Here is a 20093-nt window from a genome sequence, read left to right as displayed (position 1 = left end):
TGCCAATGGCTTGACAGAAGACGCTGTTCCACGGCTGGTTGACCGGCCGGACCAGCAGACTTCCTACGAGGACACTCCATGCGCACCACATCGGTTGGCGTCTTCAAGCTCGTTACCAAGGGCCCCGGCGACGTCTCCGGCCTCATGGCTAGGATCGACTCCGGCGCGATCGATCCCAAATCGATCCTCGCGATCCTGGGCAAGACCGAGGGCAATGGCGGTGTCAATGATTTTACGCGCGAGTATGCGGTGGCCGCGCTGTGCGCGGCACTGGCGCCGAAGCTCGGCCTGACCGCGCAGGAGGTCGAGCAGCGGATCGCCTTCGTGATGTCAGGCGGCACCGAGGGCGTTCTCAGCCCGCACATCACCGTGTTCACGCGCCAGGACGTCCCGCAGCGGCCTGCCGCTATCGCAGGCAAGCGCCTGAGCATCGGCATGGCACACACCCGCGATTTCCTGCCCGAGGAGCTCGGCCGCTCCGCGCAGATCACGGAGACGGCCACGGCCGTGAAAGCCGCGATGGTAGATGCCGGCATCACCGATCCCGCCGACGTCCATTTCGTGCAGATCAAGTGCCCGCTGCTGACCAGCGATCGCGTCGCGGCGGCAAACGCGCGCGGCAACAAGACGGTGACGACGAGCGCCTACAGCTCGATGGCCTATTCGCGCGGTGCGTCCGCGCTCGGCGTTGCCGTTGCGCTCGGCGAGATCGCCTTTGATGTCCGCGATGAGGACGTGCTGCGGCGCTACGATCTGTTTTCGAAAGTGGCCTCGACCTCGTCCGGGATCGAGCTGATGGGCAACGTCGTCATCGTGCTCGGCAATTCGGCGGCATCAGTCAGCGACTTCGAGATCGGTCATGCCGTGATGGACGATGCCATCGACGCCGCAGCGGTGATGTCGGCATTGACGAGCGTTGGACTTGGCGTGGCGCCGCAAGCGAACGCGGGCCGCAAGCTCGTCAACATCTTCGCCAAGGCGGAGGCCTCGCCCGATGGCAGCGTGCGCGGCTTCCGCCACACCATGCTGGAGGATACCGACATCAGCTCGACCCGCCACGCGCGCGCCGCCGTCGGCGGCCTGATCGCAGGCCTCGCCGGCACCGGGGCGGTCTATGTTTCCGGTGGCGCCGAGCATCAGGGGCCGGCAGGCGGCGGCCCGGTTGCGGTCATCGCACGGCTCTCGGGTTGATGCGTGCGCATGTAGCATAGGTTTGCAGCCGACCTCTCCATCCGACGCAACCCTGCCCTTCGCCCTGAATCAGTTGATTAAAGTGTTCCTGTGCGAAACTAAGGTGGCGCCGCACGAAGGGATTGGACCACATGACTTTGCCGATGAGCTGGAACGAATGGGCGCAGCACGATGGCGTGGGCCTCGCGGCGCGCGTCCGCAAGGGCGAGCTGACGGCGAAGGAGCTCGCGCGCCAGGCGGCCGCGGGTGTCGCCAAGGTCAATCCCGCTCTGTCGGGCGTGGTCGAGCTGTTCGAGGACGTGATCGCCGATCCCGCCAAGGATGGTGCCAATCTCGCAGGTCATTTCGCCGGCCTGCCCTTCCTGATGAAGGATCTCGGGCCGACCATGAAAGGCCGGCTGCAGGAAATGGGCTCGCTGTTGATGCGCGGCAATCGCGCCGCGGCCGACACCTTCCTCACCGGTAAATTCCGCCAGGCCGGGCTCAACCTGATCGGACGGACCACGACGCCGGAATTCGGCGTGTGCTCTTCGGCCGACAATCCTGCCGTCTACGTCACCCGCAATCCCTGGAATACCGATTATACCACTTGCGGCTCGTCGGCTGGCAGCGCCGCGATGGTCGCGGCCGGCGTGGTGCCGATCGCGCATGCCACCGACGGCGGCGGCTCGATCCGCATTCCCGCCGGCGTCAACGGCAATATCGGGCTGAAGGTTTCGCGCGGCGTGTTCTCGCTGGCACCGCACATGTCCGACCTCACCGGCCTCGTCTCGATCCAGGGCTGCCAGTCGCGCTCGGTGCGCGACACCGCCGCCTTCGTCGATCATGCGAGGGGACCCGCGCCGGGCGAGTTCATGCCGTTCTGGACCACGGCGCAGCCTTATTCCGAGATGATCAAGCGCGATCCCGGCAAGCTTCGCATCGCATTGTCGCACACATGGGGCGACTACACCGCGACGCCTGAGCTCGCAGCCGAGCTGGAGAAAGCCGGCCGCTTCCTCGAAGGCCTTGGCCATCACGTCGATTACGCACTGCCGGAGATCGACCTCCCCGGCGCCTTCGAGGCGCAGACCACCTGCTACATCTCGAACTTCGCGGTGGTGATCTCCAACATGCTCGCCGCACGCGGGCTCACGAGCCCGCCGGAGGATCTAATCGAGCCCATGAACATCCGGATCTGGGAAGCCGGCCGGCACACGACCTTTGCCGAGCGGGCGAAGATGCAGGGGGTGTTCAACACGACGTCACGCGGCTTCGGCGCTTTCTTCGAACAGTGGGACGTGATCCTGACCCCGATCACCGCGCTGCCGACGCCCAAGGTCGGCACGAAGGAGTATCTCACCATCTCCGACAATCCCGATGTGCGCGACTGGTTCGGCAATCTCTGGCGCTTCTTCGCCTTCACGCCGCTCGCCAATCTCTGCGGCATGCCGGCGATCTCGATGCCGATGGCGGCTCAAGACCACGGCCTGCCGCTCGGCATCCAGGCCATCGCCAAGCAGGCCAATGACGGCCTGCTGCTGCAACTCGCCGCCCAGATCGAGCGCGCGCTCGACGGCAAGTGGAACGGCGGCAAGACCGCGAAGGTGCATGTGACGAAGGCGTAGGCGAAGGCCACGCGCTCCTCTAGCCCTCGTCCTTGGCACTCGCTTTCGCAATGGCCTTGTCCACGCGCCAGCGTGACACACCTTGCTCGGCGAGCAGGCGCGCCGCGAGGCTTCGCGTCTCCGGAAGGAGAGCGACGAGCGCATTGGTGCCCGTCACGGCCGGATTACCAATTTCCTGAGCGTGCAATGCGGCGCGGCGGTCGACGCGCCGGAACGCGGCGGTCGGCGCCGCTGTTCCCGTCTCGATCACCGTGTGCGCGAGCCCCTTGTCGAGATGGTCAGCGAGGTTTCGCCTGAGCACGCCGAGGTCGGCGTTACTGGCCTGCAGGACAGGTGCGGCATCACCGTCTTCGGTCAGCGCCAGCAACAGGTGCTCCAGCGTCGCAAACTGATGGCGGCGCTGATCGGCAAGAGCCAGGGCCCGGCGTCGGGTCGCATCATAGGCCACGCTGAATGGGCGAGACGACACGTCCAGCAGCCCGTCGATCTTCTCCAGCCGCTTTACGGGATCGAGCATGGCCAGTAGCTCGTACTTGTCCTTGATCGGCAACTTCATGCGCATCGCCATCGTGTCGGCTATGCGGCCAACGTCGCGCGTCTGATCGAAGAACAACCAGATATCCGGCATCAGCAAGCCGTGCGCGGCTGCGTAGTCCTCAAAACGCTGAATGGCCCGGCGGATCAGTTCGGGCGAGTCGACCGGCGTCCCCTCGGGCAAGTCGGATGCCTCCGACCGATACCCGCTCGATAGCGCTGTAAAGCTGCGCAGTGCGACGCGGCGGAGGACACGCGATAGCACCCTGATCGAACCATTCTGGAGCCGTTCGAGCTCGACCAGCTGCACGAGCACGCCGACCTCGTAGAGGTCGGCAAATTGCGGCTCATCGACGGCCGCATCGCGCTGGATCGCGCAGACCATCTCGCGCTCGCCCTCGAATGCATGGTTGAGGGCCAGCACCGTGTTCTCGCGGCCAACGAACAATGGAAAGGTCGCGCCGGGAAATGGCACGAAATCGCGCAACGGGACCGCCGGATAGACCGCGGTCGAGCTCTTGAGCCTTGCGATCGGCACGGACGTGTCACGACGCCCGGTCTGGAGCATTGCCGACAATGTATTCCAGTCGGCAACGCCCAACATCCTCGACACCATTTCGAGGCTTTCGCTGTGGCTGATGATGACGGCTTTGGTGGTCAGAGATTCGCGCAGGGTCTGCGCCATAGCCTTGGCATCGCGAAAATCGCGCATCGGTTCGTCCTCTGCATGAGCGATCCAGATGTATCAGGCGGTTGCGTTGCTGACCCGGACGCTCGGGCAAAGGGGAGGGCCGATGAAGGCTCGATACGTTCACCATTCCACGAAGGGTGCAACCGGCAGGTCGTATCAACCAGCACGGAGGGTGACGCAAAGACAAATGCCTGTCAATTCCGAACTCAGTTCTTCACCGCCGGAATCTCTTCCGCCGCCGGCTGCTGCTGGCCCTGCTTGTACATCGCCAGCGCCTTTTCGAGCGCTTCGCGCAGCGCCAGCGCTGCGGCGACGCTGCAACGCAGGTGCGCGGTCTGGACCACGTCGACCCTGACGGCGGCGCCGACCGGCATCAGGAGGTTCGCGGCGAGCTCGATCTGGATCGCGCCGTTGTGATGGCCGAAGCAGGACGCACCGTCGAAATAGATGATCGGCGCCCGCTCCGAGCTGGAGCTCGAGATGGTGACGGGCCCCTGATTGGCGGCGGGCGTTTCGGGGTCGGCCATGGGCGCTCCTTGCAGCTAAACGACGAACGAAGCGCCCACCATCGACGCTTCGGCCCGCTCTGTCGAGGCCCCTTCAGGGGTTTTGCGCGGCGCCCGACACTGGTCTAGAACGTTCCCATGAGCACCATACCGACCACGCTCCAGTTCGAGGAACTCGCCGAGGCGATCCGCGGCCGGCGTTCCGACTACGGCCATATCAGCGGGCTCCAGCTTGACCGTTTCGCGCCGGCTGAAGCATGGTCCAGCCTGCCCTACCGGCCCGTCTTCGTCGGCGACACCGAGACCGGCGTGCTGCACGGAGGCGTCGTCACCGCGATGCTGGACGAGAGCTGCGGCATGGCGGTGCAGCTCGCGCTCGACGGCACGCGCGCGATCGCGACACTCGACCTGCGCATCGACTACCAGAAGCCGGCGACGCCGGGCCTCGACATCAAGGCGCATTCGGTCTGCTACCGCACCACGCGCTCGATCGCCTTCGTGCGCTCGACGGCCTACCAGGAGTCCGAGGACGATCCGGTGGCGACCGCGACCGCCTGCTTCATGATCGGCGCCAACCGCACCAACATGCTCGCCGATCGCAGGATGAATGCGCTGGACATACCGGCGCTGGAGACGCCGGAGGATCCGGACGGGCCGTTCGCGCGCAGCCCGTTCGCGCGTTGGCTCGGCATCCGCGTCAACGCCGACGGCACGCTGACGATGCCGTTCTCGCCAAAGATCATCGGCAACCCGATCCTGCCCGCGATCCATGGCGGCATGACCGGCGCCTTTCTCGAGACGACGGCCGTCATCGGCGTCGGGCGCGAGCTCGGCATCGCCGCACCGCCCAAGCCGATCGGGCTCACCGTCAACTACCTGCGCTCCGGCCGCGCACTCGATACGTTCGCCGATGTCTCGATCGTGAAGCAGGGCCGGCGCATCGTCGCATTCGAGGCGCGCGCCTGGCAGGACGATGCGAACAAGCCGATCGCCACCGCCTTCGGTCACTTCATGCTGCGCCCGACGCCGGGAAGTGACGAGGAATAAGCGGCTTTTGACTTGACGGCCGCAGTTCCGGCCACAACGATAGCGCGTCCCTGCGAGAGGTATTGGATTGCGGCACCCGCTCGACATCGTTGCCATGTTCGCCGCACTCTGGCTGCTGGCCTCGATGATGCTCGACGCGTTGACGCCGAAGGAGCTGACCGCGATCATGATCGGCGTTGCGATCGGCCCCGCGATGGTCGTCACTGCCGTGTTCTACTATTTACGGTGCGCGCGAACCGACTTTGCGGTGATGTTCTCAGCACTCTGGCTGATCTCGGACATCGCCATCGCCTTTGTTTCGCCGACGCAGCTCCCGCATTTCCTGATCGTGCTCGGCTTCCTGCCGGCGCTGCTGATCGGCAGCGTGCTGCACTGGCAACGCTTCCAGCACCGCCATGAGCAACTGCCCGCGCCTTCAGTGAAGCGGGGCTAACGGGGCAAGAGGTTCGTCTTCGCGAGATCCAGCACCTCGTCGCCGCGGCCGTTCATCACCGCGCGCAGCACCCAGAGACTGAAACCCTTGACCTGTTCGGCCGTGATGGTCGGCGGCATCGACAGTTCCTGCTTGGCGGTGACGACGTCGAGCAGCGCCGGGCCGTCATGCGCCAGCATCTCCTTGACAGCACCGGGAAGCTCGCCGGGATCCTCGACGCGTTTGGCAAAGATGTTCATCGCGCGCGCCATCGCCGCGAAATCCGGATTCTCCAGGTCGACATTGGTGTCGACGAAGCCGGCCGCCTTCATTTCCAGCGCGACGAAGCCGAGCACGCCGTTGTTGAAGACGACCACCTTCACCGGCAGCTTCTCCTGCGTCAGCGTGATCAGATCGCCCATCAGCATGGTGAAGCCACCGTCGCCGGAGAGCGAGATCACTTGTCGGCCGGGCTGCGACGCCTGCGCGCCGATCGCCTGCGGCATCGCGTTGGCCATCGAGCCGTGCACGAAGGAGCCGATCAGCCGTCGCCGGCCGTTCATGCCGAGATAGCGCGCGGCCCATACCGTCGGTGTGCCGACATCGGCCGTGAAGACGGCGTCGTCCGAAGCATGGTCGCTGATGACCTTTGCGAGATATTGCGGGTGGATCGGCTTGCTTCCCGGCGTACCCCTGGCGAGCGAGTCCAGACCTTCGCGCGCCTTCTTGTAATGCGTGACCGCGTCGTCGAGATGCTTGCGCTGCGCCTTTGATTTCAGCAGCGGCAGCAGCGCCTCGATGGTGAGCCTGACGTCGCCGACGAGGCCGAGATCGATCTTGCAGCGCCGGCCGAGATTTTCCGGCCGGATGTCGATCTGCGCGATCTGGCAGTCGGTCGGGAAGAACTGCTTGTAGGGAAAATCGGTGCCGAGCATCACCAGCGCGTCGCAGGCATGCATGGCCGCGTAGCCCGAGGAGAAGCCGATGAAGCCGGTCATGCCGACGTCGTAGGGATTATCGTATTCGACATGCTCCTTGCCGCCGAGCGCGTGCACGATCGGGCTCTTCAGCGCCTCCGCCAGCTGCATCAAGGGCGCGTGCGCGCCGGCGCAGCCGCGGCCGCAGAACAACGTGATGCGCTCGGCACCGTTGAGGAAATCGGCGAGCGCCTGCAGCTCGTCCGCCTGCGGCACCACCTTGGGCGCCGGCACGTTGAGGCCGCGCGTCGTCGACAGCGCGCGCTTCGGGGGACTGCGGAACGCGACGTCGCCGGGCATGGCGACGACGGCGACGCCGCGCAGGCCCACCGCCGCGCGGATGGCGTTCTCCAGCACGAAGGGAAGCTGGCTCGGATCGGAGACCAGCTCGCAATAATGGCTGCATTCGCGGAACAGGTTTTGCGGATGGGTCTCCTGGAAATAGCCGCTGCCGATCTCGGCCGTGGGGATCTGAGCGGCGATCGCGAGCACGGGAACGCGGCTGCGATGCGCATCGAACAGCCCGTTGATCAGATGCAGATTGCCGGGGCCGCAGGAGCCCGCGCAGACCGCAAGGCTCCCGGTCATCTCCGCTTCGCCGGCGGCGGCGAACGCGGCGACCTCCTCGTGGCGGACATGGATCCATTCGATCGTGCCGCGGCGGCGCAGCGCCTCGGTCAGGGCGTTCAGGCTGTCGCCGACGATGCCATAGATGCGCTTGACACCGGCCTGTTCGAGCGTTGCCACGAACAAATCGGCCACGTTGTTGATCGCCATGTCGGTCTCCTGATCTCGCTGGTCCGGCAAGATAGGATAACGCGCGACCGTGACGGCATCACGGCTTGTTTATTGCCGGCTCAGTCTTTCGCGATCGCCCGATCGTAAGCCGCGATCGTCACCTTTGCGCGAGCGGCTACATCCGTTGCGCTCATGCCGGGCTTGTAGAGGCTGGAGCCCAGCCCGAACGCGGTCACGCCGCCCTTGATGTACTCGGCGAAGTTCTGGTCGGAGACGCCGCCGACGGCGGCGATCATCACGCCTGACGGCAGCACCGCCCTGATCGCCGCAATGCCGGAGGCGCCCAGCACGCTCGCCGGAAAGAACTTCAACCCCGACGCACCGGAGCGTGCGGCAAGCAGCGCCTCGGTCGGCGAAAACACGCCGGGCAGCGTCACCATGGCGTACTGGTGGGCACGCACCAGCACCTGGGTGTCCACATTCGGCGAGACCATCAGCTTGCCGCCGACGTCGTTGAGGCGATCGACATCCGCGGTGGTCAGCACCGTACCGGCGCCGATCAGCACGCCTGCCGGCGCCTGCTTCACGGCCGCCCCGATGGAGCGGAATGGATCGGGCGAGTTCAGCGGGATCTCGATCGCGGTCATGCCGGCTTCTATCAGCACGCCGACGATGGCCTCGGTCTCCTCGGGCTTGATGCCGCGCAGGATCGCGACCAGCGGCCGCTGCATCGGCGGAAAGGGGACGGTCATCTCGAGATCCTTCTATTTCATCCAGATCGCGGCAGCCGCCATCGACAGGCCGCGGCGGACCGCTTCATCCGCATCGACCGGATGCGCGGTGACCGACAAGGCGTCGAAGGCGTGGCGGTACAGCATCGCCAGCCGCCCCGAGGCAATCAGCTTGACGCCCGCCTGCGGCACGGTGCCGGAGAGCCCGGCCGCGAGCTCGACACCGATCAACGTGCCCGACAGCGTCTCGCGCGCAGCAGCCGGCGTGCCGCCGAATAGAAGCTGGCGCGACCGCGCACCGAACAACAGATTGGCGGTGAAGGCCGGCGCCGCGTATGCGGCCTTGACCGCCGCCTTGAAGCTCGCCACGTCCTCGGCTTCGTCAGCGCCCGCAACCGCAAACGACAGGATGGTCTCGCGCGAGACCACGCTGAAAAGCTCACCGGTCATGAAGGTGGAGAAACGTTCGACAATGCCGCCTTTGACGCGCACCCATTTCGAATGCGTGCCGGGCATGCACACCAGCGCCTCGCCGGCGGCTTCAAAGCCGAGCGCGCCGAGCAGCTGCGTTTCCTCTCCGCGCATGACGTCCGGCGCGCCGGCGTCACGCTGCGCGATGCCCGGCAGGATCCGGATGTCGCGGGCTTCGCCCGGGACGCGCACGGCCTGCTTCAAGACTGTCGGGAGCGGCGCCGGCGTGTCGACATAGCCGGCTTCGACCCAGCCGGTCTTGGCACCGGCCATGCCGCAGACGAGAACCGGCAGATGATCCGGCGCTTCGACCGCCGCAAGATGCGCTTGCAGCACGGCAGGAAAGCCGGTCTTCGCCGCCGCCAGCATGCCTTCATCGCTGCGGCGCTCGGCCAGCACCTGGCCGGCTCGATCGACCAGCCACAAGCGAAAACTGCTGGTGCCCCAATCCACCGCGACATAAGCGGGTTCGGTCATCTCAACGCGTGTCCTCGTCTCAACGCCAAATTCTTGTCTCACCGACAAGACGCCGTCTCGCGACAATGAGACGGACGCTTGGCAAATCCGCCCCGGGATATCGGCTATTGCCGCCGCAAACCAGCCTTTTCTGGCAGGCCGGAGACGCTGCCGCGCTGGCACACCGCTTGCTCATGGGTCGGCACTGACATCCGTCAACGCGCGACAAGACGCGTCAACACCAGATGAGGAAACCCATGGAGATCGGCTATTTCACGATGCCTTCGCATCCGCCGGAGTGCGGCCTGAAGGAAGGACACGACTGGGACCTGCAGGTCATGCGCTGGCTCGACGAGCTCGGCTATCAGGAGGCCTGGGTCGGCGAGCACCACACCGCGCCCTGGGAACCCAATCCCACACCGGACCTCTTGATTGCGCAGGCGCTGATGCAGACCAAGAAGCTTCGCATCGGGCCGGGCGGGTTCCTTTTGCCCTACCATCACCCGGCCGAGCTCGCCAACCGCGTCGCGATGCTCGACCATCTCTCCGAGGGCCGGCTCAATTTCGGCGTCGCAGCGTCGGGCCTGCCGAGCGACTGGGCGATGTTCAACGTCGACGGCATGAGCGGGCAGAACCGCGACATGACCCGCGAGGCGCTGGAGATCATTTTGAAGCTCTGGTCCGATCCCGCACCCTTCACCTACAAGGGCAAGTTCTGGACGGTGACCAAGCCGGACACGATGTTCGACTTCCTCAAGCCGCACATCAAGCCGTTGCAGGCGCCGCATCCGCCGATCGGCGTCGCTGGTCTCTCGAAGAACTCGGACACGCTGAAGCTCGCGGGAGAGCGCGGCTTCATCCCGATGAGCCTCAACCTCAACCCGGCTTATGTCGGCAGCCACTGGGACTCCGTCGAGATCGGCGCCGCCAAGACCGGGCGCAAGCCGAACCGCGCGGACTGGCGCCTCGTGCGCGAGGTGTTCGTCGCCGACACGGATGAAGAGGCCTGGAGGCTCTCGACCGGCGACATGATGGGCCGGATGATGAGCGAGTACTTCCTGCCGCTGCTAGGTCATTTCGGCTTCAAGGACTATCTGAAGCACGCGCCAGACGTGGCCGACAGCGACGTCACCGTCGAATATTGCGCCAAGCGGAACTGGATCGTCGGCTCGCCCGCGACCGTCGCCGAGAAGATCGAGAAGATCTACGACGAGGTCGGCGGCTTCGGCGTGCTCCTGGTGTTCGGCTTCGACTACAAGCACAAGGCCGAGGCCTGGCACCATTCACTGTCGCTGCTGAAGAACGAGGTGATGCCGCGCCTGAAGCATCTCGGCTCCGCGAAGAAGGCGGCTTGACCCGACGCGGGTGCGGCACGATCGTGCCGCACCCGCAGCAATTTCGGAGATTTCCGTGGACGCCAAACCTGTCGACGCCAAGGATTTCAAGCAGGCGATGCGCCAATGCGCCGGCGCCGTCGCGCTGGTCACGGTGGGCGCCGAACACGGCAAGCGCACGGGATTGACCGTGACCTCGGCCTGCTCGCTGTCGGACTCGCCGCCCTCGCTGATCGTCTGCGTCAACCGCAACGCCAGCGCACATGCACGCATCCGCGAGGAAGGCGCCTTCGCGATCAATTTCCTGCACGAGGATCACGCGTTGCTCGCGCTCACCTTCAGCGGCCAGAAGGGCGTCAACGGCGACGACCGCTTCACCTTCGGGCAGTGGACGCGCGGCGCGACCGGTGCCCCGATGCTGGCCGACGCCGTCGCCGCGTTCGATTGCGTTCTGGCGCGGGAGTTCGAGACCGCGACGCATTCGATTTTCGTTGGCGAGGTGCGCGGCGTGTCGCATGAGGAGGCGGCACGGGCGCTCGTGTACCTGCGCAGCAGTTTTCACACGCCGCAAGAGATGCGCGAGACCGTGACGGTCGGCGACATCGATTCGCGCCATCTGAGCTGGACAGATTTTTCGTAGGCCTTGCCCACCATCCGTCAGACACCACAATAAAGGTGGTGGGCACGCTTCGCTTTGCCACCTGCGATATCCGCGTTTCGCGGAAGAGACCCTGCTTCCGCAAGGGGAAAGCGTGCCGCATGCAATTGGCCGCTACTGCGCCGTCTAGATCTTCAGTTGCTTGATCTTTCGGTACAGCGTGGCGCGGCTGAGCTTCAGGGCGCGCGCCGCCTCAGTGACGCGGCCGCCATGCTGGCGCAAGGCTTCGACGATGGTGGCGCGTTCGGCACTCGCAAGATCCGGCTCCGTCGCCTGTCCGCCGAACGGCGGCAGATCGAGGTCCGCATCGGTGATGACGCCGTTCTCCGCGGTGCAGCCGGCGAGCCGCAGCACGTGGCGAAGCTGGCGCATATTGCCGGGAAAGGGATATGCCGAGAGCTGCGACCACGCCTCGTCCGAGAAGCGGCAGTTCGATGCCTCCTCGCGCGCGATCTGGCGAATGATGTCCTCCCGGTCGGCGCGCTCGCGCAGCGCCGGCAAACGCACCTCCAGGCCGCGCAGGCGAAAATAGAGATCGGCGCGGAAGGCGCCCTCCTCCGCCAGGCGGCCGAGATCGCGGTGGGTGGCGCTGATGAGGCGGATGTCGACCGCGACCGGCTTGAGCGCGCCGAGCGGCCAGACCTCGCGGTTTTCCAGCACGCGCAACAGGCGCGTCTGCAGTGCGATCGGCATGTCTCCGATCTCGTCGAGGAACAGCGTACCGCCGTCGGCCTGCACGATCAGGCCCTTCGAGCCGTCGCGACGCGCGCCGGTGAAGGCACCGGCCTCGTAGCCGAACAGCTCGGCGTCGATCAGGCTCTCGGGCATCGCCGCGCAATTCAGCGCGACATAATTGTTGCGCGCCCGGTTGCTCGCCGCGTGAATGGCACACGCGAACACGTCCTTGCCGACGCCGGTCTCGCCCTGCAGCAGCACCGGCAGATTGTGGTCGCCGATGCGCTTCAGCCGTCTCACGCTTCCGATCAGGCCGGGATCGCCGCCGGCGAGCCGGTGCAGCGCATCGAAGCGATCAACGGGCGGATCGCGGCGCTTGCTGAGCGGCCGCGCGCGCCGCGGCGGCGCGATCTGACCCCGTCCCAACGGACTGCCATCGGCGCGGCGCAGCTGGACGATGTCGCCCTCGTCGCGCGCAGCGTGATGGTCGAACTTGATGTAGCGCGACAGGTCGATGCCGGAAGCGATCAAGCCGTCGGTGAGGCCCAGGAGTGCGCGGGCGGACCGGCACGCGCCGACGACGCGGCGGTCGTCGTCATAGGCGAGCAGGCCACTGCCGCCATCACCGGGCACAGTGGCGATCCAGGCGTCACGAAAATGGTCGCGAAAGATCGCGCCCTCGATCCGGCGCGTGGCCTGCATCGTGATCGCGAGCGCGAGCTGATGCGCGGCGCGGCTGAGGTCGTCGCGGCACGAGGTGATGTTCACCGCGCCCGCGATGCGGCCGGCCTGGTCGAACAGCGGCGTCACTGCACAGGAGAAGATGCCCCACTGTTCGCGAAAATGCTCATCGCGGTGAACCAGGATCGGCTTTTGTTCTGCAAGGCAGGTGCCGAGCCCGTTGGTGCCTTCATGGGCCTCCGAAAAATTCGAGCCGGTGTAGACCTTCCAGCGCAGGAAGATCTCAGTGTCGGCCTCGCCCGGCAAGCGGCTGAACAGCATGGTCGCGTTCGCATCAGCAAGATTGACGCAATAGCCGGCCTCCCGCAGCACGCGGGCGAGATCCTCGAGCTCGGACGTGGCGAGCCGGATCGTCTGCTCCATAGGCTGGGCGACATGCCGGAACTCGGCTTCGGTCAGCGTCTGTGGCGGGCCCTGGCGGGCGGGATCGAGCTTGTGGCTGATCAAGGAGCGCCGCCAGGAATTGGCAATCCGCGAAGACGCATCGACGTCGGCCACATGATTGGCGACGGACAAGACCCGGGCGACATGGTTCGAGGCCGACAGGCTGGCCATCGCAGACGTCTCCACCCTGTATTATTGTGCAAAGTCTGGCAGCACGGGCGGGGATGTCAATCGGGAACCGGGAGGCGATACTCTCTCCTCCTCGTCATGGCCGGGCTTGTCCCGGCCATCCACGCGTTACCGCGCGTGCGAAAGAACGTGGATGCCCGGGACAAGCCCGAGCATGACGGTATGGAAGCGGCTCGCCCGGATAATTGGCGGGCGTTGCTGCACCGCCCTCACCACGTATCGATACACGGCCGCTTCTTTCCCGTCCTGGCGGGCGGCTTCGGCACGGACCGCAAGCCGGCCATGATCCAGCGCCGCGTCTCGGCGGGGTCGATGACGTTGTCGATCTCGAACACCGAGGCGATCGAGACCGCCTTGCCGTTGGCGTAGAGCTCGGCGACCTTGTTGCGGTAATAGGTCTCGCGCTCCTCGGGGCCGGCGATCGCCTCCATCTCCTTGCGGAAGCCGAGGCGGACATAGCCTTCCAAGCCCATGCCGCCGAACTCGCCGGTCGGCCAGGCCGCGGTGAAGAACGAGGCATGGAAGCCGCCGCCGATCATCGACTGCGCCCCTAACCCATAGCCCTTGCGCAGCACGATACCGAACAGCGGCACGGTGAGGCTCGCGCCCGTCACGAACATCCGCGAGACATGGCGCACGATCGCAGTCTTTTCGGCCTCCGGGCCGACCATGAAGCCGGGCGTGTCGCAGAGCGAGACGATCGGAAGATCGAAGGCATCGCAGAGCTGCAGGAAGCGCGCGGCCTTGTCGCCGGCATCGGCATCGATCGCGCCGCCGAGGTGGCGCGGGTTGTTGGCGATCAGGCCGAACGGCTTGCCCTCGATCCGGATCAGCGCAGTGACCATGCCGACGCCGTAGTCGCGCCGCAACTCCAGCACGCTGTCCTTGTCGGCGACCAGATCGATGACGCTGCGGATGTCGTAGACGCGCAGCCGGTTCTCGGGGATCGCGCGGCGGAGCAGGCGCTGATCGGCGGCCTGCCACTCCCTCACCGCACCCTGGAAATAGGACAGGTACTTCTGCGCGATGCGCGTTGCCTCCTCCTCGTCCTCGACCAGGATGTCGATGACGCCGTTCGGCGACTGGAACGTAACAGGTCCGACCTCGGCCGGATGATAGACGCCGAGCCCGCCGCCCTCGATCATGGCCGGGCCGCCCATGCCGATCGAGGCGTTCTTGGTCGCGATGATGACGTCGCAGCAGCCGAGCATCGCGGCGTTGCCGGCGAAGCAATAGCCGGAAACCACGCCCACGACCGGGACCAGGCCGGAGAGCCTTGCGAACTGCACGAAGGACGGGCCGTCGAGCCCGGTCATGCCCAGCCGATCGGTGTCGCCGGGCCGCCCGCCGCCGCCTTCGGCATAAAACACCAGCGGCACGCGCCAGTCTTCCGCAAGCGTCAGCATGCGGTCGATCTTCTTGTGGTTCATGTGGCCCTGCGTGCCCGCGAGCACGGTGTAGTCGTAGGCCACGACGATGCAACGCGCGCCTTCCGGGCCGAACTTCTCGCCATTCACCGTGGCGACGCCCATGACGAGGCCATCGGCCGGCGTGTTCTTGATGAGATCGTCGAGCTTGCGCCGGCGCCGCTGCGCCGCAATGGCGAGGCTGCCATATTCCATGAACGAGCCGTCGTCGACGAGCTGGGCGACGTTCTCGCGCGCAGTACGCTGGTTGGTGTTGCGGCGGCGCTCGACCGAAGACGGGCGGCTCGCATCCAGCGTATTGGCCTGGCGCGCGATCAGCTCAGCAAGGTCGGGACGGATATGGTCGAGATCGACGTCGGTTTCCGCAGCCGTGCTGTCAGCCGCAACGTCGAGCGGCTCGAGATACATGATCGCCTCGCCATGCATCAGCGTGGCGCCGTCGCCGGCCGCGAGCTTCATGACACGGCCGCCCTGCTCGGCCATCACGAGATGCTCCATCTTCATGGACTCGATCACGGCGAGCTGCTGGCCCGGGCGCACGATCTCGCCTTCCTTCACCTGGATGGTGACGATGGTTCCCTGCAAAGGCGCGGCGACCATCACCGTGCCTTCGGGCACGATTTGCGCAATTTGCGCCTCCGCGCTGTGGCCACCGCTTCGCTCGGTCGCGGCGAAGTAGAGCGGCTTGGCCGCGCCGTCCGCCGCCTCGACGAGCTTGGCGATATTGCGATCGATGAAGTCGGTCGCGATACGATTGGTCCTGAAATCGGGATGCGCGAGCACGGCCTGGAGGAAGGCGATGTTGGTGACGACGCCGTCGATCCGGAACTCACGCAAGGCGCGCGAGGCCTTGGCAACGACGTCATGCCAGGTCTCGCCCGGGCTATGCACGATGACCTTGGCCAGCAGCGAATCGAAGGCCGCGCTGGTCTTGTAGCCGGCGTAACCAAAACTATCGACGCGAACACCGGGCCCCGACGGCGGCTCGAACACAGCGAGCACGCCGCCGGTCGGATGCGTCGCGCCGGTCTCGTCCAGCGTTTCCATGTTGACGCGAAGCTGCATGGCGTGGCCGCGCGGTTTCGGGATCGCGCCTTGTGCAAGGCCGAGCGAGGCCAGCGAAGCGCCCGCGGCAACCGCGAGCTGGGCGCGGACGAGGTCGAGCCCGAGCACCTCTTCGGTGACGGTGTGCTCGACCTGAAGCCGCGGATTGGCCTCGATGAAGGCAAAACTGTCCTCGGCGGTGCCGTCGACCAGGAATTCGAAGGTGCCGAGATTGTCGTAGGACGCCGCCGTCGCGAGCTGCTTCGCAGCCTCGATGATGCGGCCGCGCAAGGGATCGCTCAGCGAGGGGCTCGGCGCCACCTCGATCAGCTTCTGGTGCCGGCGCTGGATGGTGCATTCGCGCTCCCAGAGATGGGAGATCGCGCCAAAGTGGTCGCCGATGATCTGCACCTCGATATGGCGCGCCTGCCGGATCAGCCGCTCGGCATAGACGCCGTCGAAGCCGAACGCGGCCTTGGCCTCCGACTGGCAGCGCGCATAGGCTTCCGCGAGGTCGGACGCGTTCTCCACCACGCGCATGCCGCGGCCGCCGCCGCCGGCCATCGCCTTGATCACGATTGCCGCATTGCCACCGAGCGATGTGAAGAACGCCGAAATCTCCTCCAGCGAGGACGGCCCGCTGGTGCCGGCGATGATCGGAACGCCGCAGCGCTTTGCCAGTTGCCGGGCCGCGACCTTGTCGCCAAACAGGTCCAGCGCCGCAGCCTTCGGCCCGACGAAAACGATGCCTGCATCGCCGCAGGCCCTGGCGAACGCCGCGTTCTCGCTGAGAAAACCGTAGCCGGGATGCACGGCGTCGCAGCCGACGCCCTTCGCCGCCTTCACCACCGCATCGATGTCGAGATAGGCCCGGGCGCCGCGGCCGGGGATTTCGACCGCGTCATCGGCGACACGCACGTGCAGCGACAGCGCATCGTCGGCGGGATGGATCGCAACGGTCGCGATGCCGGCATCGGCCGCCGCGCGCGCGATGCGGATGGCGATCTCGCCACGATTGGCAATCAGGAGTTTCTTGAACGACATACAGCGGTCTCCATGCCCGCGAGGCCGGGCGCGGGGCGGCAGGTTCGATGATCCTGCTTCTCCACTTTAGCCGTAGCCGTCAAGAGCGAGGTAGCCGGTCGCGATGACCGCTCCCGCAGGCCGGAATTTCCCTTCGCCGCACGTGCCGTGACGAGGCCAATAATCCACGTCACGGCAGACGGGATTGGCGTCGATCAGGCCGCGCGCACGCCCGCGACGAAAGTGCTGACCTCGTTCTCGAGCGATTGCAGCTTCTGTGTCAGCCGGCCGCTCGATTGCAGCACGAGGCCGGCGGCCTGGCCGGTCTCCGCGGTCGCATCGGTCACGCCGGAGATGTTCTGCGAGACCTGGTCGGTGCCGGACGCCGCCTCCTGCACGCTGTGGGCGATCGCCTGCGTGGCGGCGCCCTGCTCCTCGACGGCGGCGGCGATCGAGGAGGAGATCTCGTTGACCTCCATGATGGTGGCGCGGATGCTCTCGATGTTGCCGACGACCTGATTGGTCTCGGCCTGGATCGCGGTGATCTGGGCGCCGATCTCGTCGGTCGCCTTCGCGGTTTGGCTCGCCAGCGACTTCACCTCGCTCGCGACCACCGCAAAGCCCTTGCCGGCTTCGCCGGCCCGCGCCGCCTCGATGGTGGCGTTGAGTGCGAGCAGATTGGTCTGCGAGGCGATCTGGTTGATGAGGTCGATGACCTCGCCGATCTTGTGCGCGGCCGCAGCCAACCCCTGCACGGTGTCGTTGGTGCGCTGTCCGTCGGCGGCGGCCTTGTCGGCCACGGTCGCGGCCTGCGCCACGCGCTGGCTGATCTCCGAGATCGAGGACGATAATTGTCCGGCGGCGGAGGCCACCGTCTGCACGTTGGTCGAGGCCTGCTGGCAGGCGGTTGCGACGAAGCTCGCGCGGTCGCTCGCTTTGTTCGCGGTCTCCGACATGCCCTGCGCGGCCTGCTGCATCGCGCGCGCTTCGCTGAAGACCTCGCGAACGACGGCCTGGACGCTCGCCTCGAACTTGCCGGCGAGATCGGCCATCGCCTTGCGCTTCTCCTCGTCGGCCCGCTGCTTCAGCTCCTGCTGCTCGGCATGCATCCGGCCGACCGCCGACGCGTTGTCCTTGAACACGGCAAGCGCCTTGGCGAGCCCGCCGACCTCGTTGCTGCGATCGGTGTAGGGCACCTCGAAGGCGCTGTCGCCGGCGGCAAGGCGCTCGGTCAGCGCGGTGATCTTTGCAAGCGGACGGGTCACGCTGCGACCGATCACGAAGGACGCGCCGAGCACCAGGACCAGCACGGCCAGACAGACGTAGCCGAACGTCGTCGCGGCCTGGCGGAAGACGGCGTCGACGTCGTCGAGATAAATGCCGGTGCCGATGATCCAGCCCCAGGGCGCAAAGCCCTTCACGTAGGAGATTTTCCCGACCGGCTGGTCGAAGCCCGGCTTCGGCCAGAGATAGCCGTAGAAGCCCGCGCCGTGCTTTTTGACGACGTCGACGAAGCCCATGAACAGCGCGTTGCCGGCGGGATCCTTCATGCCGGAGAGATCCTTGCCGTCGAGCTCGGGCTTGATCGGATGCATGACCATCTTCGGGGTCATGTCGTTGATCCAGAAATACTCGACCTTGTCGTAACGCAGGCTCTTGATTTCAGCCATCGCGGCGGCCTGGGCCTGCTCGCGCGAGAGTTTTCCCTCGCTCTCGAGCTTCTGATAGTGGGCGAGGATGCCGTAGCCGACATCGACCATGTGCTGCGTCTTGACCTGGCGATCGGTCACCATCTGCGCGCGCAGGGTCGACAGCGCGATCGGCGCCAGCGCGATCATGCCGAGGAGGCTGATGCCGACAATCAGAACCAGCTTGAAACTGATGCGGGAGAAAATCATCGGGGCTCGCAAAATTGGCGGTACAGATATGCCAATTTATCCTGATCCTCTTAGCAAAGCCTTAAGCATTCCGGTTCCCCAAGCGCCCTCCGAAGGCGCTCCGCTTCGTCCTCCTCCAGCACGGCCTCGCATCGGAGATGCGAGCTCTTCAAATCTAGAACACCTCGATATCGCCCTTCCGCGCGTTGACTTGGAGATGGCTCTGGCAGAACGATCGATGCAGACATCAGCGCGAGCTGTGGCGTGCGCGCAGCCAAGGGCCAGAGGCTTCATGCATTCATCGATATCACAGGGGTCTCTCGACCTTCCCGCGCTCAGCGCGGCGGAACGGCTCTTCATCTGGGGTTTCAGGGCGAAGGCGCGCAGCGGAGGCGCCGTTCCGACAGCCGCCGACATCCAGCAGGTGTACGACCATTTTCGCGTCGGCGATGCGGTGCTCTCGCTGGAAGCCATCATCGAGATCTTCGCCTGCACGGCCCATACGGCGATCGAAGTGCACTGCCCGACTTGCCCGCGCATGTCGGACAGCGAGCACGCCATCTTGCACGCCATTGCCGCGGCACAGCAGGATCGCCTCGAAATCGTGCGCGAACGGTTCGAGAGCTGGCTGCCGCCGGTCGGTGCCGACTGGGCGCTCGCGCCCGTGCGGGGCCTGGCGACGATCTTCCGCACGGCAGGTCTCATCCTGCCCGACCGGCACGTGCGCCCCTTCGACCATGACCGGACCATGGCGATGAAGAGCTGGCTGGTCGGAAGTCCGACGTTGCATTGACGAGATCGTTCATGGTTCCAGAAGTTTGCGGTTCTGCGGCGATCCCGGATGCCGGCCAGATGCGGCTCTGTCCGCTCCAGGCCGCGCTTGCGTCGCGCCCCTGCGTCGACAGCTATGATGATTTCTGCCGCGTCGCGCTGTCGCTGTTCCGGTTCATCGGGGCGGCCTATACGACCGGCGCGTCCGATTGCTGGGAAGCTGCCTATCGCTTTGCCGACGAGGCGCCGGGCATTTCCGATAGTCCCCTGCTGGTAGCCCGGACAGCCGCGCTCGTCAGAATCCTGCGCAGCGGCCGGCCATGCGGGCTGTGCTTCATGCCGCCGTCCTGCCGCCGCCTGTCGAATGACGAGGCTGCATTGATGCGCTTGCTGGCGGTCGCGCGCCGCAAGCAGCCGGGCGAACTCGAATCCATCGTCTGCGAGCTCGTCGGCTCCTGCGAGCAGGATGCGACGACGCGCGCGGTCAACGCGCTTGCCTTCTGCTGATGCTTTGAGCGGTTCTAGTCGCATCCGGAGCAGCCTTGCGCTATCACCTCCCCATGGAGACGCAAAGCTCGATGCCCTCCATAAAACCTCCAGACGATCCCG

Annotated in this window: 16 protein-coding genes; 8 read left to right on the top strand and 8 right to left on the bottom strand. The window is 66.0% G+C overall.

What is annotated here, in order from left to right; genetic code table 11:
* Positions 1-78: 78 nt before the first annotated feature.
* Positions 79-1191: a ring-opening amidohydrolase gene (locus RX330_RS06525; RefSeq protein ID WP_317242450.1), complete on the top strand. Its 1113-nt coding sequence runs from the start codon at positions 79-81 to the stop codon at positions 1189-1191.
* A 131-nt stretch (positions 1192-1322) separates the two neighbouring features.
* Positions 1323-2798, top strand: coding sequence for an amidase (locus RX330_RS06520; protein ID WP_317242449.1), 1476 nt, complete (start codon positions 1323-1325; stop codon positions 2796-2798).
* Positions 2799-2817: 19 nt separating this feature from the next.
* Here RX330_RS06520 and RX330_RS06515 read toward each other — a convergent pair whose 3' ends face one another.
* Positions 2818-4044 (bottom strand): LON peptidase substrate-binding domain-containing protein, encoded by a 1227-nt coding sequence (locus RX330_RS06515; RefSeq protein ID WP_212080504.1) that lies wholly within the window; start codon positions 4042-4044, stop codon positions 2818-2820.
* A 185-nt stretch (positions 4045-4229) separates the two neighbouring features.
* Positions 4230-4550, bottom strand: a complete 321-nt coding sequence (locus tag RX330_RS06510) for a hypothetical protein (RefSeq protein ID WP_212068073.1) — start codon at positions 4548-4550, stop codon at positions 4230-4232.
* A 117-nt stretch (positions 4551-4667) separates the two neighbouring features.
* Between RX330_RS06510 and RX330_RS06505 the strand changes: the two genes are divergently transcribed.
* Both RX330_RS06505 and RX330_RS06500 read left to right on the top strand, forming a co-directional pair.
* Positions 4668-5576, top strand: a complete 909-nt coding sequence (locus RX330_RS06505; protein ID WP_212080503.1) for a PaaI family thioesterase — start codon at positions 4668-4670, stop codon at positions 5574-5576.
* A 67-nt stretch (positions 5577-5643) separates the two neighbouring features.
* Entirely contained in the window at positions 5644-6009 is a 366-nt protein-coding gene (locus RX330_RS06500; protein WP_317242448.1) for a hypothetical protein, read from the top strand.
* Here the strand turns inward: RX330_RS06500 and poxB are convergent.
* The 3 genes from poxB to RX330_RS06485 form a co-directional block, all read right to left on the bottom strand.
* Positions 6006-7742, bottom strand: a complete 1737-nt coding sequence (gene poxB / locus RX330_RS06495; RefSeq protein WP_317242447.1) for a ubiquinone-dependent pyruvate dehydrogenase — start codon at positions 7740-7742, stop codon at positions 6006-6008. The genes RX330_RS06500 and poxB overlap by 4 nt on opposite strands.
* A gap of 80 nt (positions 7743-7822) precedes the next feature.
* The gene (locus RX330_RS06490) at positions 7823-8455 is read right to left on the bottom strand and encodes a 2-dehydro-3-deoxy-6-phosphogalactonate aldolase (RefSeq protein WP_212080500.1); all 633 of its coding nucleotides are present in this window, start codon (positions 8453-8455) and stop codon (positions 7823-7825) included.
* Between the two features lie 12 nt (positions 8456-8467).
* Positions 8468-9382: a 2-dehydro-3-deoxygalactonokinase gene (locus RX330_RS06485; RefSeq protein ID WP_317242446.1), complete on the bottom strand. Its 915-nt coding sequence runs from the start codon at positions 9380-9382 to the stop codon at positions 8468-8470.
* Positions 9383-9618: 236 nt separating this feature from the next.
* Here RX330_RS06485 and RX330_RS06480 point away from each other — a divergent pair, with 236 nt between their 5' ends.
* Both RX330_RS06480 and RX330_RS06475 read left to right on the top strand, forming a co-directional pair.
* Positions 9619-10716, top strand: coding sequence for an LLM class flavin-dependent oxidoreductase (locus tag RX330_RS06480; RefSeq protein ID WP_317243850.1), 1098 nt, complete (start codon positions 9619-9621; stop codon positions 10714-10716).
* Between the two features lie 49 nt (positions 10717-10765).
* On the top strand, positions 10766-11335 hold the full coding sequence (locus RX330_RS06475; RefSeq protein WP_317243849.1) for a flavin reductase family protein: 570 nt from the start codon (positions 10766-10768) through the stop codon (positions 11333-11335).
* A gap of 144 nt (positions 11336-11479) precedes the next feature.
* On the opposite strand, the gene RX330_RS06470 is transcribed toward RX330_RS06475, so the two are convergent.
* From RX330_RS06470 to RX330_RS06460, 3 genes are all read right to left on the bottom strand, one after another.
* Positions 11480-13324, bottom strand: a complete 1845-nt coding sequence (locus RX330_RS06470; protein ID WP_317242445.1) for a sigma-54-dependent Fis family transcriptional regulator — start codon at positions 13322-13324, stop codon at positions 11480-11482.
* Positions 13325-13551: 227 nt separating this feature from the next.
* The gene (locus RX330_RS06465; RefSeq protein WP_317242444.1) at positions 13552-16857 is read right to left on the bottom strand and encodes an acetyl-CoA carboxylase family protein; all 3306 of its coding nucleotides are present in this window, start codon (positions 16855-16857) and stop codon (positions 13552-13554) included.
* 194 nt (positions 16858-17051) lie between these two features.
* Positions 17052-18734, bottom strand: coding sequence for a methyl-accepting chemotaxis protein (locus tag RX330_RS06460; RefSeq protein ID WP_317242443.1), 1683 nt, complete (start codon positions 18732-18734; stop codon positions 17052-17054).
* A gap of 271 nt (positions 18735-19005) precedes the next feature.
* Here RX330_RS06460 and RX330_RS06455 point away from each other — a divergent pair, with 271 nt between their 5' ends.
* Positions 19006-19506, top strand: a complete 501-nt coding sequence (locus tag RX330_RS06455; RefSeq protein WP_317242442.1) for a hypothetical protein — start codon at positions 19006-19008, stop codon at positions 19504-19506.
* A gap of 11 nt (positions 19507-19517) precedes the next feature.
* Positions 19518-19991, top strand: a complete 474-nt coding sequence (locus tag RX330_RS06450) for a hypothetical protein (protein WP_317242441.1) — start codon at positions 19518-19520, stop codon at positions 19989-19991.
* The last annotated feature ends 102 nt before the right edge of the window (positions 19992-20093 follow it).

It is taken from the genome of Bradyrhizobium sp. NDS-1 (assembly GCF_032918005.1).
GTDB lineage: Bacteria > Pseudomonadota > Alphaproteobacteria > Rhizobiales > Xanthobacteraceae > Bradyrhizobium > Bradyrhizobium tunisiense.
This window is presented reverse-complemented; position numbering and strand designations above follow the sequence as displayed.

Coding starts and splice junctions, on each gene's coding strand:
- RX330_RS06520 (WP_317242449.1), top strand. CDS start 1,323: ATGACTTTGCCGATGAGCTGGAACGAATGGGCGCAGCACGATGGCGTG.
- RX330_RS06510 (WP_212068073.1), bottom strand. CDS start 4,550: ATGGCCGACCCCGAAACGCCCGCCGCCAATCAGGGGCCCGTCACCATC.
- RX330_RS06460 (WP_317242443.1), bottom strand. CDS start 18,734: ATGATTTTCTCCCGCATCAGTTTCAAGCTGGTTCTGATTGTCGGCATC.
- RX330_RS06490 (WP_212080500.1), bottom strand. CDS start 8,455: ATGACCGTCCCCTTTCCGCCGATGCAGCGGCCGCTGGTCGCGATCCTG.
- RX330_RS06480 (WP_317243850.1), top strand. CDS start 9,619: ATGGAGATCGGCTATTTCACGATGCCTTCGCATCCGCCGGAGTGCGGC.
- RX330_RS06505 (WP_212080503.1), top strand. CDS start 4,668: ATGAGCACCATACCGACCACGCTCCAGTTCGAGGAACTCGCCGAGGCG.
- RX330_RS06455 (WP_317242442.1), top strand. CDS start 19,006: ATGCATTCATCGATATCACAGGGGTCTCTCGACCTTCCCGCGCTCAGC.
- RX330_RS06515 (WP_212080504.1), bottom strand. CDS start 4,044: ATGCGCGATTTTCGCGATGCCAAGGCTATGGCGCAGACCCTGCGCGAA.
- RX330_RS06525 (WP_317242450.1), top strand. CDS start 79: ATGCGCACCACATCGGTTGGCGTCTTCAAGCTCGTTACCAAGGGCCCC.
- RX330_RS06465 (WP_317242444.1), bottom strand. CDS start 16,857: ATGTCGTTCAAGAAACTCCTGATTGCCAATCGTGGCGAGATCGCCATC.
- poxB (WP_317242447.1), bottom strand. CDS start 7,742: ATGGCGATCAACAACGTGGCCGATTTGTTCGTGGCAACGCTCGAACAG.
- RX330_RS06470 (WP_317242445.1), bottom strand. CDS start 13,324: ATGGCCAGCCTGTCGGCCTCGAACCATGTCGCCCGGGTCTTGTCCGTC.
- RX330_RS06450 (WP_317242441.1), top strand. CDS start 19,518: ATGGTTCCAGAAGTTTGCGGTTCTGCGGCGATCCCGGATGCCGGCCAG.
- RX330_RS06485 (WP_317242446.1), bottom strand. CDS start 9,382: ATGACCGAACCCGCTTATGTCGCGGTGGATTGGGGCACCAGCAGTTTT.